The sequence below is a fragment of the Rhodococcus sp. FH8 genome, from assembly GCF_019266085.1.
Classification (GTDB): Bacteria; Actinomycetota; Actinomycetes; order Mycobacteriales; family Mycobacteriaceae; genus Rhodococcus_F; species Rhodococcus_F qingshengii.
The window spans coordinates 381,202-395,997 of sequence record NZ_LPNQ01000084.1 but is presented as its reverse complement, the minus strand read 5'-3'; the positions used below and the strand labels follow the sequence as shown (position 1 = coordinate 395,997).

Genomic DNA, 14,796 nt, shown 5'->3' with positions numbered 1-14,796 from the left:
GTCGCACCGCTGTGACGGAGACGGCATTATTGGAGGGGTGAGCACTCAAACCAAGGAACGTCCCGACGTCTCCACCGACGAAACGACCGACGACGACACCCCGAAGTTCTTCCACTACGTGAAGAAGAACAAGATCGCCGAGAGCGCCGTCATGGGAACCCATGTCGTCGCGCTGTGCGGTGAGGTGTTTCCCGTGACGAAGTCCGCCAAGCCGGGATCACCGGTGTGCCCGGACTGCAAGAAGATTTACGAAGGACTCCGTAAGGGCGACTGACCTCGGGTCAGGCGAGCGGGAGTACTTCCGGAGCTCGGCGGATCGACAGCCTCGACGCAGTCGGCCGCCGGGCTCTTCGCGTCTGCGTGCGGTTCATCGCAGGGATCTTGGTCGACGCACGAGTTCTGGCGCGACTCCGATTGTCTGCTCTCGGTTTGTCTGCTGCGGGGCCGCCCGTACGAGGGGACCGTGGCCGGGTCCGCTTTGTCGCCCGAGATGCGGATCGGGCTGGTGGCCAGGTGCCAGGTCAGGTTGGTGACCGGACCGGTCTTTTCGTCGGTGTTCTGAGCCGCAAGCCACTCTCGCATCTGCTCCATCCGAGTGGCACGAGCGGGCCAGAACTCCTGAACCGTCGCGTTGAACTCGGCGCCGAGCACGACGGCAAAACCGAGGAAGAACGTGAAGAGCAGAAACGCGATCGGCGTTGCCAGTGCGCCGTACGTGTAGCCGGTGCTGGTGACGAATCCCAGGTACCAGCGCAATCCGGTGCTGGCGGCCATGAAGAACACACCGGCGACCAGGGCGCCCGCGAGCAGCCGATGCCACGGCAGCGACTTCGGCAGAGCGACTTTGTAGAGCGTCGTGAGGCCGATGATCACCAGCAGACCGACAGCGGGGTAGTAGAACGTGTCGACCAGATTCGATCCGACCACGTACCAGGAGGCCGGCAGTGCTCGCCCGACGAGCGTCGGCCCCAGAGCTACTAGCGGCAGGATGAACACCGCCATCACCAGGAACATCACGTAGAGCAGCAGGGCGAAGATGCGCTGCCAGATGGGATTGCGGGCATCCTGCTGCCCGTGTGCTTCCACGATCGAGTCGACGAACGTACTGATCGCCGATGATCCCGCCCACAGGGACAGCAGGAAGCCCACGGAGATGATCTCCGGGCGTCCGCGCTGAAGGACGTCCGTCACCGTCGGGCGGATGATCTGGTCGACGACGCTTTCGCTGAAGATCGTTCCGCTGAACGTGACGATCTTGGATTCGATGATCTCGACGGTGTTGGGTCCGAACCACCCACCGATGTAGCCGATCATTCCCAGAAGGCCGAGCAGCAGGGGAGCAAGCGACAGCGTTTGCCAGAACGCGGCCGTAGCCGCCTTTCCGAAGATGGAATCGTCCCAGGCCTTGCTCAGGGTTCGACCGATCAACTGCCCGGTGCGGCGTAGCGGATGCCATCTGCGGTGGTGCAGATCACTTCCGCTCGACTTCTCGCCTCGCGCTTCACTCATGATGTCTCCAGCATCCCTGACGACACACCCGGTTGCCCAACCATGGCGCCGACGTGTCGCACATTTCTGAGACAATTCGCGTGCAGGTCGGCAGGATGCGAGAGAAGCGAAACCTCGCCGGCCGGAGTGAGAACGGCCATGAGTACGCGCTTCGAGTGCGGCTTTCGTCGGTGGCGGCGGCTAGGCTCGTCGCCGGACATTGATGAAAATTCGAGGAGCGCGAGACAACAGTGCGATTCCAGTGGAGGCGCGGCCTATGACGTCTGAGACCGTGGCAGCCGAGTTCGGCAAGTCGCCCGAACCCGCCGGAGCTCAATCCGCGGGAACCCAACCTGGCGCCCCTACCGGTTCCCTTCGTGCATGGCAGCGCCGTGCACTGACCAAGTACCTTTCCAGCAGTCCGCGTGACTTTCTGGCGGTCGCAACGCCGGGAGCAGGTAAGACCACTTTCGCTCTGCGGGTAGCTTCGGAATTGCTCCGTGACCGGACGGTCGACCAGATAACCGTCGTGGCGCCGACCGAGCACCTCAAGCACCAGTGGGCGGAGTCCGCTCAGCGCTCCGGCCTCGCATTGGACTCGCGGTTCTCCAACTCGACTGGCCAGACCTCGAGTGACTATCACGGCGTCGTGCTGACCTACGCCCAGGTTGCCTCGCACCCGTCGAAGCATCGTGTGCGCACCGAGGGCCGCAAGACGCTGGTCATCCTCGACGAGATCCACCACGGCGGCGACGCCAAGAGCTGGGGCGACGCCATTCGTGAAGCTTTCGGCGACGCGACCAGGCGTCTCGCACTGACCGGAACCCCGTTCCGCAGTGACGACAGTGCCATTCCTTTTGTCGAGTACGAGCCGGACAAGGAAGGTCTGCTCCGCTCGAAAGCCGACCACTCCTACGGATATTCGGATGCCCTCAAGGACGGCGTGGTTCGCCCCGTCGTGTTTCTCGCCTACTCGGGCGAGGCACGGTGGCGAAACAACGCCGGCGAGGAATTCACCGCTCGACTCGGCGAGCCGCTGAGCGCCGAGCAGACGACTCGGGCCTGGCGTACGGCCTTGGACCCTGCCGGCGACTGGATTCCTGCCGTGCTGCAAGCAGCAGACACCCGTTTGGCGCAGCTGCGCAGTACCGGTATGCCCGATGCCGGCGGACTTGTCATCGCGACGGACCAGACAGTGGCCCGCGAGTACGCGAAGGCCCTGACCGCGATCACCGGCGAACAGCCGGCTGTCGTGCTGTCCGACGACCCCACCGCGTCCAAGCGAATCGCCGAATTCGGTGCGAGCGACCAGAAATGGATGGTCGCGGTCCGCATGGTGTCCGAGGGCGTCGACGTTCCCCGTCTGGCGGTCGGTGTGTACGCGACCAGCGCGTCGACTCCGCTGTACTTCGCTCAGGCGATCGGGCGCTTCGTACGTTCGCGTCGTAAGGGCGAAACTGCCAGCGTCTTCCTGCCGTCGGTGCCGGTGCTTCTCGACCTTGCCGCACAGCTCGAGGCCCAGCGTGATCACGTACTCGGCAAGCCGCATCGTGAGAAGGACGGCCTCGAAGACGACCTGCTCGCCGATGCGAACAAGCAGAAGGACGAGCTGGGCGAGGAGGAGAAGGCGTTCACGTCCCTGGGCGCCGATGCCGAACTCGACCAGGTGATCTACGACGGATCGTCCTTCGGTACCGCGACATTCGCCGGAAGTGACGAGGAAGCCGACTACCTCGGTCTGCCAGGTCTACTCGACGCCGATCAGATGCGGGCATTGCTGCGTCAACGCCAGCAGACGCAGGTCGAGGCCAACTCGGCCAAGGCCGCCGCCCCGCAACCCACGGCGGCAGTGGTATCCGATCGAGCGGCCACGGCAGATCAGCTCGGTGCGCTCCGCAAGGAGCTCAACGGGTTGGTGGCGATGAACGTTCACCGCACTGGTAAGCCGCACGGCATCATTCACGCGGAACTGCGCCGGGTGTGCGGCGGTCCGCCGACGGCCATCGCTACTGTCGATCAGCTGACCGAACGCATCGCGATTCTCCGCAGCTGGTAGCAGCCGATACCGGTCCCGCACGCTTCGCGTGCTTGCGGCCCCGGAACGGCAGAACGGGCGATCACAGTGACTGTGATCGCCCGTTCTGGCGTTCATGGCGCGCCTCGTGAAGAGGCCACCCCCGGCTGACAGGTCAGATTGCGGGTTCGCTTTCGGAGACGACGGCATTCATCTCGCGAAGTCGATCCGCGTGTTCGGTTGCGTGGTGTCCGCAGAAGAGAAGCTCGCCGCCGGTGGGAAGCACGGCGCGTACGCGTGCTCCGGCACCGCACCGGTCGCACCGGTCGGCAGCGGTCAACTGTGGGCTGGTCAGTGTTCCGGGCATGACTCCTCCGTACTGGCTTTGCGGCATTCGGGCCGCGTGCCTGGGGCCTGGTCCGCCGCGTCGGAATGGCGCGGTAGATCCACTCTTACAGACGTTTGGGGTTTACGGGTTGTTCCCGAAGGCGTTTCTTAGTGTTGTGTCTCACTGGAAATGCGCTGGGCAGGCATTCTCGGGTGAGGATTGTTCGCTGACAGCTGATTCGGATCGCCGACCTCAGCCCGATATTCTGGGCGGATGAACCCGGGACGCGAACCACTTGTCGACGAGAGCGTCGAGTTGCTCCACATGTGCACGCGCGAGGAGTGGGCGCGGGCACAACAGCTCGGTGAACGTATCCCCGACGGATTCGAGGCGGAGGGATTTGTCCACATGTCGACTCCGGCGCAAGTTCATCTCCCGGCCAATCGGATCTTTGCCGGCCGTGACGACATAGTCCTTCTGGCTATCGATCCGGCCTTGCTCGGCGGTCAGGTCAAGTACGAACCGGGTGTCCCCTCGGACCCGGAATCGATGCGATTCCCGCATCTGTACGCCCCGATTCCCGTCGCAGCCGTCACCGCTGTCGTCGAGTATTTTCCGGGCGAGAACGGCGCGTTTTCGCCGGTTCGGTAGGTCGCCGGTTGGCCGGTCGTGAACTGTGCCCCGCGGATTACGGCCCTCCCGCGATGCAGGTCACCGATCGGCGCTACCGTTGGTATATGAACGTAGAAGTCACCCCACTACCGGGGATCGGGACGCGCAAGGATTTTGTTCTGTCTTCCGGTCGTCGCGTGGGTGTCGTCACCCATCGGGACGGTCATACCGACCTCATCGTTTCCAAGGCAGACGACCCTGACGCGTGTGCTGCTTCGCTGCCTCTGACCACCGAGGAAGCGGCAGCGCTCAGCAATCTCCTGGGTGCCCCACAGCTCGTTGCTCAGCTCGAGGAAGAGCACCGTGATCTTCCGGGCATTCGAACCAAACAGCTCTACATCAAGGACGGTTCTCGCTACGACGGACAGACCCTCGGGGACACCGGCATGCGCACGCGTACCGGAGTGTCCATCGTCGCCGTCATGCGGGCAGGACAGGTGAGCCCGTCTCCGAACCCCGACTTCACGTTCACCGGGGGAGACCTTCTCGTGGCAGTCGGAACGCCGGACGGTTTGGCTGCAGCGGCAAAAATCTTGGCCAACGGCTGACTGGCGCGTGGACACAACCACCCTCGCACTGATCGAACTCGGCGCGGTCTTCTTCGCGCTCGGACTGCTCGGACGGCTCGCTGCTCGCGTCGGCATGTCGCCGATCCCGTTCTACCTGATCGGCGGCCTGTGCTTCGGACAGGGCGGTTTCATCCAGCTCGGCGACATCGGCGAGTTCTCCCATCTGGCAAGTGAGATCGGGATCGTCCTGCTCTTGCTGCTGTTGGGGCTCGAATACACTGCGGCCGAGCTCGTCACCGGTCTCAAACGCTCGCGGGTAGCCGGCATCGTCGACATCGTCCTCAACGCCACACCTGGCGCGGTTGTCGGCTTGATGCTCGGCTGGGGCGTCGTGGGGGCGACGGTCATGGCCGGCGTCACCTACATCTCGTCTTCGGGAATCATCGCCAAGGTGCTCAGCGACCTGGGGCGCCTCGGTAACCGCGAGACACCGGTCGTGCTGTCGATTCTGGTGTTCGAAGACCTGGCGATGGCGCTGTACCTGCCGATTCTGACCGCGATGCTCGCGGGCGTGAGCTTCATGGGCGGGCTCGAAGCGGTCGGGATCTCGTTGTTGGTCATCACCGTGGTTCTTGTCGTGGCCCTCCGATACGGACGGTACGTCTCCGCCCTCCTCGACAGTCCCGACAGTGAGACGCTCCTGCTCAAGCTGCTCGGTGCCGCACTGTTGGTCGCCGGCATCAGTTCGGCGATGCAGGTGTCGGCGGCTGTGGGCGCATTCCTCCTCGGAATCGCGATCTCGGGGTCGACGGCGCACAATGCCAGTCGCGTGCTCGAGCCCCTTCGAGATCTGTTCGCCGCAATGTTCTTCGTGGTCTTCGGTCTCAACACCGATCCCAGTTCCATTCCGCCAGTCCTCGGATGGGCCGCGATCCTGGCAGTGGTCACGGCGATCACGAAGCTGGTAACCGGCGCTTGGGCGGCCAGACGTCAGGGTGTCGCGCGAATGGGTCAGGCGCGCGCCGGTGCCGCTCTGATCGCCCGCGGTGAGTTCTCCATCATCATCGCAGGCCTCGCGGTGTCCGCAGGCGCCGTCGACGCCGAACTTGCCGCATTGGCAACTGCTTACGTGCTCCTGATGGCGGTCATCGGCCCGGTGGCGGCAAGAGTTATCGAACCGGTCGCCTCGTTGTACATCAAGGTTCGTACGAAGTCCTGATTGCGGTCCTATTCTGTCCGGATGTCGAACAGAATCGCCCGTCCCGCCGCGACCGCTCTGTGTGCGCTGATCATCTCGTGTGCACCGGTCCCGGCGCTCGCCGGTGGAATTCCCGCTCTCGACCACGCCGGACCCACAGCTGCGCAGGTTGCCGCGGATCGATCGCTACACCTCGAGGGTGCGTCGAACGCGCGTGACATCGGTGGCTACGACGCCGCGGACGGGCAGACCGTTCGGTGGGGGAAGGTATTTCGCTCGAATGCCCTCGACAAGCTGACACCGTCGGATCTCGCGTCGTTGAGCGAACGCGGAGTGGAATCGGTCGACGACTTCCGTACGGTCGTCGAACGAACGCTCTCGCAGGATCGCCTTCCGAACGGGGCGCGAAGCAACTGGTTCGACGTCATCGGAACCAACCCCGCCAACCTCCCGGCGCTGGTGGACATGCCGACGATGTACGCGTTGATGGTGACCGATCCGGGGGCGAGCCGCGCATTCCACGACGCGCTGGTGAACGTCGCGAACACCGACGGTTCAGTCCTCTACCACTGCTCGGCGGGCAAGGACCGTACCGGTTGGATGACCGCAGTTCTCCTGACCGTCCTCGGCGTGAGTCGCACCGACGTGAACGCCGATTACATGCTCAGCAATCAGTACCTCACCGGACCCCGCACGGGGAGCGCGTTCATCGACGGCGTCGAACAGTCTTGGCTGGACACGTCTTTCGCCACGGTGGATCGGGTGTACGGCAACTTCGACAACTACGTCCGGGACGGCCTTCAGTTGAGCGAGGACGATGTCGCACAACTCCGGGACACACTCTTGGTCTGAGGCGGCAAACGCACAAGAGCCGCTCTCCGGCGATCCGGAGAGCGGCTCTTGTGTGCATAGCTGGTGTGACTAGTCGAGGTAGTCGCGCAGAACCTGCGAACGCGACGGGTGGCGCAGCTTCGACATCGTCTTCGATTCGATCTGGCGGATACGCTCACGCGTGACGCCGTAGACCTGTCCGATTTCGTCTAAAGTCCTCGGCTGACCGTCGGTGAGACCGAAGCGGAGGCGAACCACGCCGGCTTCGCGCTCGGACAGCGTCTCGAGTACCGACTGCAGCTGATCCTGCAGCAAGGTGAACGAGACGGCATCGACTGCGACAACAGCTTCGGAGTCCTCGATGAAGTCACCGAGCTGGCTGTCGCCCTCGTCGCCGATGGTCTGGTCGAGAGAGATCGGCTCACGCGCGTACTGCTGGATTTCCAGCACCTTCTCCGGCGTGATGTCCATTTCCTTGGCGAGCTCTTCCGGCGTGGGCTCACGGCCCAGGTCCTGGAGCAGCTCACGCTGGATACGGCCGAGCTTGTTGATGACCTCGACCATGTGCACCGGGATACGGATGGTGCGAGCCTGGTCGGCCATTGCGCGGGTGATGGCCTGACGGATCCACCACGTGGCGTAGGTCGAGAACTTGTAACCCTTGGTGTAGTCGAACTTCTCGACTGCACGGATCAGACCGAGGTTGCCTTCCTGGATGAGGTCCAGGAACGCCATGCCGCGGCCCGTGTAGCGCTTGGCCAGCGAGACGACCAGGCGGAGGTTGGCCTCGAGGAGGTGGTTCTTGGCGCGGTTGCCGTCGCGGCAGATCCAGCTCATGTCGCGTCGCTGAGCCGCAGGCAACTTCTCGCCCTTGTCAGCGAGGTCCTGCATGATCTGCACGGCGTAGAGGCCGGCCTCGATGCGCTTGGCCAGTTCGACTTCCTCTTCGGCGTTGAGGAGTGCGACCTTGCCGATCTGCTTGAGGTAGGCGCGAACCGAGTCGGCGGACGCCGTCAGTTCGGCATCCTTGCGTGCCTGACGGAGAGCTTCGGACTCTTCCTCGTCCCAGACGAAGTCGCCGGAAGCCTTGTCCTTCTCGGACGGCTCTGCAGCGGTCTCTTCGTCTTCGCCGACTGCTACGACCTCGACGACATCGGACTCGACCTCGGCAAGGTCGCCGTCCGTGATGTCGATGTCTTCCAACTCGACATCGCCGTCTTCGGCGTCAGGATCGCCGGCCTTCTTGGGGCTGGCCTTCTTAGCTGCTGCCTTCTTGGCCGGAGCTTTCTTGGCCGGAGCTTTCTTTGCTGCTGCCTTCTTGGCGGGGGCCTTTTTCGCCGGAGCCTTCTTGGCTGCCGGAGCGGTGACGGTGGCCGCCTCCACGGCTGGAGATTGTGGCTCTGACTCTGATGGAGAATCAGCAGTCTGACGTGTATCGGTGGCTGCCACGTACGCCCTTTCGTGACGGTGTCGTGCGGCGTCACGCCAGAGTGGTGATCCGGCGGAGAGGTCAATGGTTGTTGGCCGGCGCGCAGCCGGACTTCACCATTGTAACGACTCTCAGGAAACTCTTACGTCACGGCGGGCCGTAACAGGTAGATTTTCCGCTTTTCACGTGCGGGTTTTCTCATCCGGCGACGGAGGCCGGCCTAGTCAGTCCGACCGATGCGAGCGCAGCTCCGGCAATTCCCGCGGTGTTGAGAAGGGTGGCGGGGACGACCTTGGTGCGGTTGGTCAGATGCGGAATCCACTTCTCGTGCTTGCGGCTTATACCGCCTCCGGCGATGAAGAGGTCTGGCCAGAGCAGGTTCTCGAAGGTGGTCAGAACTCGCGAGACCTCGACGGCCCACTCCTTGTAGCTCCAGTCCTTCTTCTCCTTCACCGACGACGCCGCCCGGTGCTCGGCTTCCTTGCCGTCGACCTCGAGGTGACCGAACTCGGTGTTGGGCAACAGAACTCCGTTGTGCAGCACGGCAGATCCGATTCCGGTGCCGAAGGTCAACAAGATCACGACGCCGGAGGTGTCCTTACCCGCTCCGAACGAGTCCTCGGCGATTCCGGCAGCGTCGGCGTCGTTGAGGACGGTGACCTCGCGCCCGCCCAGCGCCTTGCCGAACAGAGCGGCGGCGTCGGTGTCGATCCAGGACTTGTCGATATTCGCGGCGCTTCGCGCGACGCCGCCGGTCACGACAGCGGGCAAGGTGATGCCGACCGGACCGGTCCACTTGGCCTGCTCGACGATCTCGGCGACAGTGCCCGCGATCGCATCGGGTGTGGACGGCTGCGGGGTCAGGATCTTGATGCGGTCACCGATCATTTCCCCGGTGCTCAGGTCGATCGTGCCGCCCTTGACGCCGCTGCCGCCGACGTCGATCCCGAAACCTGTGGTTGTCATCGTCCTGCGCTCCTGAGTGTCGAATTCGAGGTCACGATCTACCGTTGCAAACACTAACCCGAACAAGGACCCGGGCGCGTCCTCTCGAACCGTCCACCTCGAGACGTTCGAGTGGTGCCCCTCGGTAGAGATGTGTTGCGATGGTCCGGTGCGCCCTTCAGAAAGAACGTTGCCCGACTTTTCCGCTGATTCTCTGGACCCCGCACAGTTGCGGGAAGTAGCCGTAGCCGTCGCCGAACGCGCAGCCGAACACGTCCGCTTGCGTCGGCCCGAGGTATTCGGCCTGGTGGGTTCCGGTGCCGCCGAGGGTGGTTCGGTTGCGGCGAAGAGCACACCCACCGATCCCGTCACGGTGGTCGATACCGAAACCGAACAAGTGATTCGCGACCTTCTGGCGCAATTGCGCCCTGCAGATTCGATCCTGGGTGAGGAAGGTGGCGGAGACACCGACGATTCCGCGGGAGTTCGATGGGTTGTCGATCCCATCGACGGCACGGTGAATTTTCTCTACGGAATCCCCGCGTTCGCCATCTCGGTGGCCGTACAGATCGACGGGGTCTCGGTAGCCGGGGCTGTCGTCGACGTGTCGTTGGAAACCACGTACGCCGCGCATCGGGGCGGCGGTGCAACCATGACCACGGCCGACGGCGTCGTCAGCGACCTGCAAGCCAATGAGGTGACCGAGCTGTCAATGGCGCTGTTGGCCACCGGCTTCGGTTACGGAGCGGATCGCCGGAAGGTGCAGGGCACGTTGATCGGGCAGATCCTGCCGCAGGTCCGCGACATCCGACGCATCGGTTCGGCTGCGTTGGATCTGTGCATGGTTGCCACCGGCCGGGTCGACGCTCACTTCGAACACGGACTGAGTCCGTGGGACTGGGCAGCCGGCTCCTTGATCGCTTCCGAAGCGGGCGCCGTGATCAACGTCCCGGCGCCCAATTCCACGTCCGCCGACGGCGATGTCGTTTACGCAGTCGCTCCGGCGATCGCCGAGCAGTTCGCGCACATGCTCAGTTCGATCGGCGCAGATCAGCCGATTCCGAGCTGAGGCCTGTCAGCAGCGCGCCGTGCGCGCTGCTTTGAGCAGTGCGATGTCCATCGGAGCGACTTCGGCGTTTGCGGGCTGCTCGGCCAGAGCATGCAAGATCGCGGTGGCGTCGGTGTTGGGGGTCAGGGCGCCCTTGTTGTAGGTGCCGAGAGCCAGGTCGACGGTGTCGTCGCCGCGGCCGTCCTGGACCAGTTCGGCGCAGGGGGCGACCAGCCAGACGGAACTAGCGGCGGCGAGGCCGTTCGCTCCGAATCGGATCTGACCCTGGCACTCCATGTTCTGGTCGACGTAGACGGGGTCGTTTCCGACCTGGACGTCCGGCGCGCTGGAGAAGCCGAACTCGCTCAGTTGCGCTGCCACCTGGGCCGCCTGGCCGTGTTCACCGTTGGCGTTGAACACACGAACCTTGGTGGCGGCGAGGGGAGCGGGATCCACGTCGAGCAGCTTCGAGCGGTCGACGACGGTTCCCAGCGGTAGTGGCGCCGCTGCCGAAGGATCGGACGAAGGTTGCGGCAGGTTGCAGGCGACGGTGTCACTGACTTCCGCCTCGGCGCTCAGGATGCGGACCCACAAGACACTGCCGATCAATGCGAGTACCGCGAACACGGCGATCACCGGCCACGCGCGCCGACGGCGGAACGGACGTCCCTGGTCATCGGTAGAGCTGCCTTCGGTGATCAGAGAAACCACGGTATCCCTCGACTTTCTTGACGAAACTTCTACTTCGCCATCGGGCCGAGCGGCGCCGGCATGACGTTCGGTGCCTACCTTAGAGGGCCTGTGTGACGAGACAGCCGAAGCGAGGCTCGACGCGTCGAGTCCTTGTCGATTGCGAAACGGCAGTTGGCCGATTACCGGCCTGTTTCTACCCGGATTCGGCCCGAAAACATCGTGGAAAGGTCACAGCTTGCTCTTGCCTTGGTGACAATTCGCAGTCATTTTTCGGAAATTTCCGATTCGGTTACTACTTTCGTGCTCACGTCGGCTACTGTCTGGCGGCCCAGGTCGTTCAACTGGGCATCGGCCGGACGCCGAAATGACAACCAAATGAGGCGCAGATCACGTTCTCGGAAGGAACTTCCGGGCACTAATTCCGGTCCTGCAGCGTTATGCAGCGACAGGGAATGATCTGGATGCCACGGCGGTTTCCATGCGCATCAAGGATCTACCGGATTCTCGGCGCACACGGGACCGGGATACACGAAGAGGATGGGGTAGACGAGATGGCAACTGACTACGACGCACCGAGGCGTACAGAGTCCGACGAGGTTTCGGAGGACTCGCTCGAGGAGCTGAAGGCGCGACGCAACGAAGCGCAGTCAGCCGTCGTCGACATCGACGAGACGGACACCGCGGAGTCCTTCGAGCTGCCGGGTGCCGACCTTTCCGGCGAGGAACTCTCGGTTCGAGTTGTTCCGAAGCAGGCAGACGAGTTCACGTGTTCGAGCTGCTTCCTGGTTCATCACCGCAGCCGCCTGGCCAGTGATGCCAACGGACAGCTCGTATGCATGGACTGCGCTGCCTGATCTCCCTTCCCGGTGGTCGACCCGTCAGCGCGAGGGTCGACCAAGGGTCGGGAAGTACTGCTTTGCTGTGACCGCGCTGGTCAGAGATCCAGCGCAGCCAGCAGATCAGCGGGACGACGTGTGCTCACCAACCAGTACGGCGTGGGATCCTCCGGGTCGTCGAGCACGATCAACACCATTGTCTTGACCCATGGGCGATGCTGGACGAACGCCGACGGATCGAGTTGGCGCCCCATCGCAGCACTCTTCGCGGAAGCCGGCACTGCTGCCGCCCGTGAAATCAATTCGACCGGCAGGTGGGCTCTACCCACGTGCAGTTCCTTCACCCCTGCTGTCTCCACCACCTCGACGCGCATCCGGCTGAGCCAGAATGCCGCCCAGATCGGGATCGGGAGTAGTACGACGTACGCCAGGTACGAGAGAAGCCCCGGGCGGCCCATGTGGACCTCGGCCGCGAGGAGTCCGGCTACGGCCAACCCGGCGATCCACCACCAGATCGGCACCCACAGGCGCTCGGAGTACAGCGTCGTGGACGGGGGCGTTGTGGTGGCGACGTCAGGTCGAGATGTTTCGGGCACCTGTCAAGGATAGTCCGTCGCTACGAGTAGTCTTGGCCCACGTGAGCGACCATCTCTCCATCGCCTTGAAGCGACTGGATCCAGACCTGCCCGTTCCACAGCGTGCGCATCCCGGAGATGCGGGTGTGGATCTGTGCTCCACCAGCGACGTCACCATCGAACCCGGACACCGAACACTGGTCGGAACGGGGATCGCGATCGCTTTGCCGGTGGGCACCGTCGGGTTGATCCATCCGCGTTCCGGACTCGCCGCCAAATCGGGACTGTCGATCGTGAATGCGCCCGGAACCGTGGACGCGGGATACCGGGGCGAACTCAAGGTCTGCTTGATCAATCTCGATCCGGCCACAGCCATCGACATCCGCCGCGGTGACCGAATCGCTCAGCTCGTGGTTCAACGAGTCGAACTTCCGGTTTTCGAGGAAGTCGAATCGCTGGACGACACGACCAGAGGAACCGGAGGCTACGGTTCCAGCGGCGGGCACGCGATACTCGATACCGATGCGCCTGGCGCGGTAGTCGGAGAGGGAGTCTGAATCATGTTCGGACGCAAGAAGAAGACAGATGTCGACGAGGAAACCACCAGCTTCTTCGGTGACGAGAACGACGAGTCGGTGGAGATCGACGAGGTCGAAGACGATCTCGAAGTCACCGGCGACGAGTTCGGTGACGAATCGGAAGGCCCTTACGACATCTCGGAGATCGATTCCGACGATCCGACGGCAGGCCGTGACGGTCAGCGTCTTGATCTCGGTTCCGTTCTGGTGCCGATGCCGACCGGCGGGCAGTTGCAGGTCGAGATGGCGCCCAACGGTTCGCCGCAGGCCGTGCACCTGGTCACCGAGCACGGCCGCATCACGGTTGCTGCCTACGCCGCCCCGAAATCGCCCGGTCAGTGGCGTGAGGTCGTTGCCGAGCTCGCGCAGTCGCTTCGCGACGACAATTCCGCGGTGAGCGTCGAGAACGGCCCGTGGGGCCGTGAACTGGCTGCTGTGACGGCCAACATGGACCTGCGGTTCATCGGCGTCGACGGTCCCCGGTGGATGGTGCGCTGCGTGGTCGCGGGTCCGAGTGGATCCACCGCCGCGAACGCCCCTCTGGTGGCAATCGCACGGGACATCTTGCGTGACACCGTCGTCAACCGAGGATCAGAGCCGCATCCGGTGCGGACACCGCTGCCCGTGGTGCTCCCGCAGGTGCTCGCCGAGCAGTTGGCGGCCGCACACGAGCAGCAGTTGGCGGCAGCGCAGCAGCAACAGGTCGCCGCCCAGCAGCAACAGCAGTCAGCACCGCCCGCTCCGCCGGCACCTCCAGCACGGCCGACCCCGCCGCCTCGTAGCGGCGAATCCGGTTCTGCCATGCAGCAATTGGGTCAGTAACAGGATTTTCTTCAGGCGCTCGCGGTGGTATCGGATTCGATCGCCGCGAGCGCTTTGATGCAGGTGGACCCGAGAACCGCGGGGTCGCGCCCGATCATGTCGAGCGTCGTCGTGGCGACTGCGCCGCGGGGGAGTGAAGCCGCCCAGGCCTGCGCCACTGACGCGGGATGAACCGGATCGTCCACCGCCGACGCAATGCCGACCGGAACGCCTACCGCGCGTAGCGCGCTCTCGCCGAGTGAGTGGTACGACGCCGCCTCGTCGAGCGCAGCCGGGAGATCGGGCCACTGAGAGCGCCAGGAGCGCTCGAGTTCGGCTCCGAGCCACGCCGGACTCGACGCGAGCATCGCAGCGATCACCGACTCCAAGCCTTCGGAGCGCAGTTGCCCGGCGGTGAACCGCGCGCTCGCTGCTGCGGGGGCGTCGTCGGCCGAGCCCGTCCAGGCCGGAAGCGCTGCCAACACACTCACGGTTCGATCGGGATTGTCGGCGGCCCACTGGAGTGCAACGGCCGCTCCGATCGAGACCCCTCCGACGATGATTCGGCCGTGCGTGTCCGCGGCTCTGTCCATCGCGTCCAGATAGCCGTCCACGACACGCCGAGGGTCCGGTTCAATTGCGACGATGCGCACACCCAGAGCCTCCAGCGGCGCCCGGAATGCGCGGTCCGCGAAGTGGGCGTCAGAGCCTGTACCTGGGAGAACGACGGCAACGGTCGCCAATTCCGAGTTCTGCATCTCTTGATCTTGCCCGGTGCCCCCGAGACGCGGACTGACCGGTGTGGTTACACGCTCGTAATGGGTCTACAGTGGCGATCACACAGCCCTTCA

Annotated in this window: 17 protein-coding genes; 10 read left to right on the top strand and 7 right to left on the bottom strand. The window is 64.0% G+C overall.

Annotated elements, in window-relative coordinates:
* Positions 1 to 37: 37 nt before the first annotated feature.
* Positions 38 to 274 (top strand): DUF3039 domain-containing protein, encoded by a 237-nt coding sequence (locus ATN38_RS32325; RefSeq protein ID WP_003942602.1) that lies wholly within the window; start codon positions 38 to 40, stop codon positions 272 to 274.
* Here ATN38_RS32325 and ATN38_RS32320 read toward each other — a convergent pair.
* Positions 247 to 1,509 carry a YihY/virulence factor BrkB family protein gene (locus tag ATN38_RS32320; protein ID WP_030536891.1) on the bottom strand — a complete coding sequence of 421 codons (1,263 nt, stop codon included), beginning with the start codon at positions 1,507 to 1,509 and terminating at the stop codon, positions 247 to 249. The two genes, ATN38_RS32325 and ATN38_RS32320, sit on opposite strands and share 28 nt — an antisense overlap.
* 256 nt (positions 1,510 to 1,765) lie before the next feature.
* Between ATN38_RS32320 and ATN38_RS32315 the strand changes: the two genes are divergently transcribed.
* Positions 1,766 to 3,544 (top strand): DEAD/DEAH box helicase, encoded by a 1,779-nt coding sequence (locus ATN38_RS32315; RefSeq protein WP_003942642.1) that lies wholly within the window; start codon positions 1,766 to 1,768, stop codon positions 3,542 to 3,544.
* A gap of 133 nt (positions 3,545 to 3,677) precedes the next feature.
* On the opposite strand, the gene ATN38_RS32310 is transcribed toward ATN38_RS32315, so the two are convergent.
* Positions 3,678 to 3,869, bottom strand: coding sequence for a hypothetical protein (locus ATN38_RS32310; protein ID WP_003942643.1), 192 nt, complete (start codon positions 3,867 to 3,869; stop codon positions 3,678 to 3,680).
* Between the two features lie 234 nt (positions 3,870 to 4,103).
* Here ATN38_RS32310 and ATN38_RS32305 point away from each other — a divergent pair, with 234 nt between their 5' ends.
* The 4 genes from ATN38_RS32305 (at position 4,104) to ATN38_RS32290 (ending at position 7,061) form a co-directional block, all read left to right on the top strand.
* Complete coding sequence (locus ATN38_RS32305; RefSeq protein ID WP_070161439.1) at positions 4,104 to 4,481, top strand: DUF952 domain-containing protein; 378 nt, start codon at positions 4,104 to 4,106, stop codon at positions 4,479 to 4,481.
* Positions 4,482 to 4,567: 86 nt separating this feature from the next.
* Positions 4,568 to 5,050 (top strand): cation:proton antiporter regulatory subunit, encoded by a 483-nt coding sequence (locus tag ATN38_RS32300; RefSeq protein ID WP_021344116.1) that lies wholly within the window; start codon positions 4,568 to 4,570, stop codon positions 5,048 to 5,050.
* A 7-nt stretch (positions 5,051 to 5,057) separates the two neighbouring features.
* On the top strand, positions 5,058 to 6,230 hold the full coding sequence (locus tag ATN38_RS32295) for a cation:proton antiporter (protein WP_003942634.1): 1,173 nt from the start codon (positions 5,058 to 5,060) through the stop codon (positions 6,228 to 6,230).
* A gap of 21 nt (positions 6,231 to 6,251) precedes the next feature.
* Positions 6,252 to 7,061 carry a tyrosine-protein phosphatase gene (locus ATN38_RS32290; protein ID WP_030536889.1) on the top strand — a complete coding sequence of 270 codons (810 nt, stop codon included), beginning with the start codon at positions 6,252 to 6,254 and terminating at the stop codon, positions 7,059 to 7,061.
* A gap of 69 nt (positions 7,062 to 7,130) precedes the next feature.
* Here the strand turns inward: ATN38_RS32290 and ATN38_RS32285 are convergent, their stop codons facing one another.
* Positions 7,131 to 8,555: an RNA polymerase sigma factor gene (locus ATN38_RS32285; RefSeq protein ID WP_370333980.1), complete on the bottom strand. Its 1,425-nt coding sequence runs from the start codon at positions 8,553 to 8,555 to the stop codon at positions 7,131 to 7,133.
* Positions 8,556 to 8,667: 112 nt separating this feature from the next.
* Complete coding sequence (gene ppgK / locus ATN38_RS32280; RefSeq protein WP_042449945.1) at positions 8,668 to 9,435, bottom strand: polyphosphate--glucose phosphotransferase; 768 nt, start codon at positions 9,433 to 9,435, stop codon at positions 8,668 to 8,670.
* 169 nt (positions 9,436 to 9,604) lie between these two features.
* Here ppgK and ATN38_RS32275 point away from each other — a divergent pair, with 169 nt between their 5' ends.
* The gene (locus ATN38_RS32275) at positions 9,605 to 10,483 is read left to right on the top strand and encodes an inositol monophosphatase family protein (protein WP_047269355.1); all 879 of its coding nucleotides are present in this window, start codon (positions 9,605 to 9,607) and stop codon (positions 10,481 to 10,483) included.
* Between the two features lie 6 nt (positions 10,484 to 10,489).
* Here the strand turns inward: ATN38_RS32275 and cei are convergent, their stop codons facing one another.
* Positions 10,490 to 11,173: an envelope integrity protein Cei gene (gene cei / locus ATN38_RS32270; RefSeq protein ID WP_003942618.1), complete on the bottom strand. Its 684-nt coding sequence runs from the start codon at positions 11,171 to 11,173 to the stop codon at positions 10,490 to 10,492.
* Between the two features lie 533 nt (positions 11,174 to 11,706).
* Between cei and ATN38_RS32265 the strand changes: the two genes are divergently transcribed.
* The gene (locus ATN38_RS32265; protein ID WP_003942593.1) at positions 11,707 to 12,009 is read left to right on the top strand and encodes a DUF4193 domain-containing protein; all 303 of its coding nucleotides are present in this window, start codon (positions 11,707 to 11,709) and stop codon (positions 12,007 to 12,009) included.
* Positions 12,010 to 12,089: 80 nt separating this feature from the next.
* On the opposite strand, the gene ATN38_RS32260 is transcribed toward ATN38_RS32265, so the two are convergent.
* A complete protein-coding gene (locus tag ATN38_RS32260; RefSeq protein WP_003942596.1) occupies positions 12,090 to 12,587 on the bottom strand; it encodes a DUF3093 domain-containing protein in 498 nt (165 codons plus the stop codon).
* 41 nt (positions 12,588 to 12,628) lie between these two features.
* Here ATN38_RS32260 and dut point away from each other — a divergent pair, with 41 nt between their 5' ends.
* Together dut and ATN38_RS32250 are read left to right on the top strand one after the other, a co-directional pair.
* On the top strand, positions 12,629 to 13,123 hold the full coding sequence (dut, locus tag ATN38_RS32255; protein ID WP_003942635.1) for a dUTP diphosphatase: 495 nt from the start codon (positions 12,629 to 12,631) through the stop codon (positions 13,121 to 13,123).
* Positions 13,124 to 13,126: 3 nt separating this feature from the next.
* Positions 13,127 to 13,966 (top strand): DUF3710 domain-containing protein, encoded by an 840-nt coding sequence (locus ATN38_RS32250; protein ID WP_003942585.1) that lies wholly within the window; start codon positions 13,127 to 13,129, stop codon positions 13,964 to 13,966.
* Between the two features lie 11 nt (positions 13,967 to 13,977).
* On the opposite strand, the gene ATN38_RS32245 is transcribed toward ATN38_RS32250, so the two are convergent.
* The gene (locus ATN38_RS32245) at positions 13,978 to 14,703 is read right to left on the bottom strand and encodes an alpha/beta fold hydrolase (protein ID WP_030536884.1); all 726 of its coding nucleotides are present in this window, start codon (positions 14,701 to 14,703) and stop codon (positions 13,978 to 13,980) included.
* Positions 14,704 to 14,796: the final 93 nt, after the last annotated feature.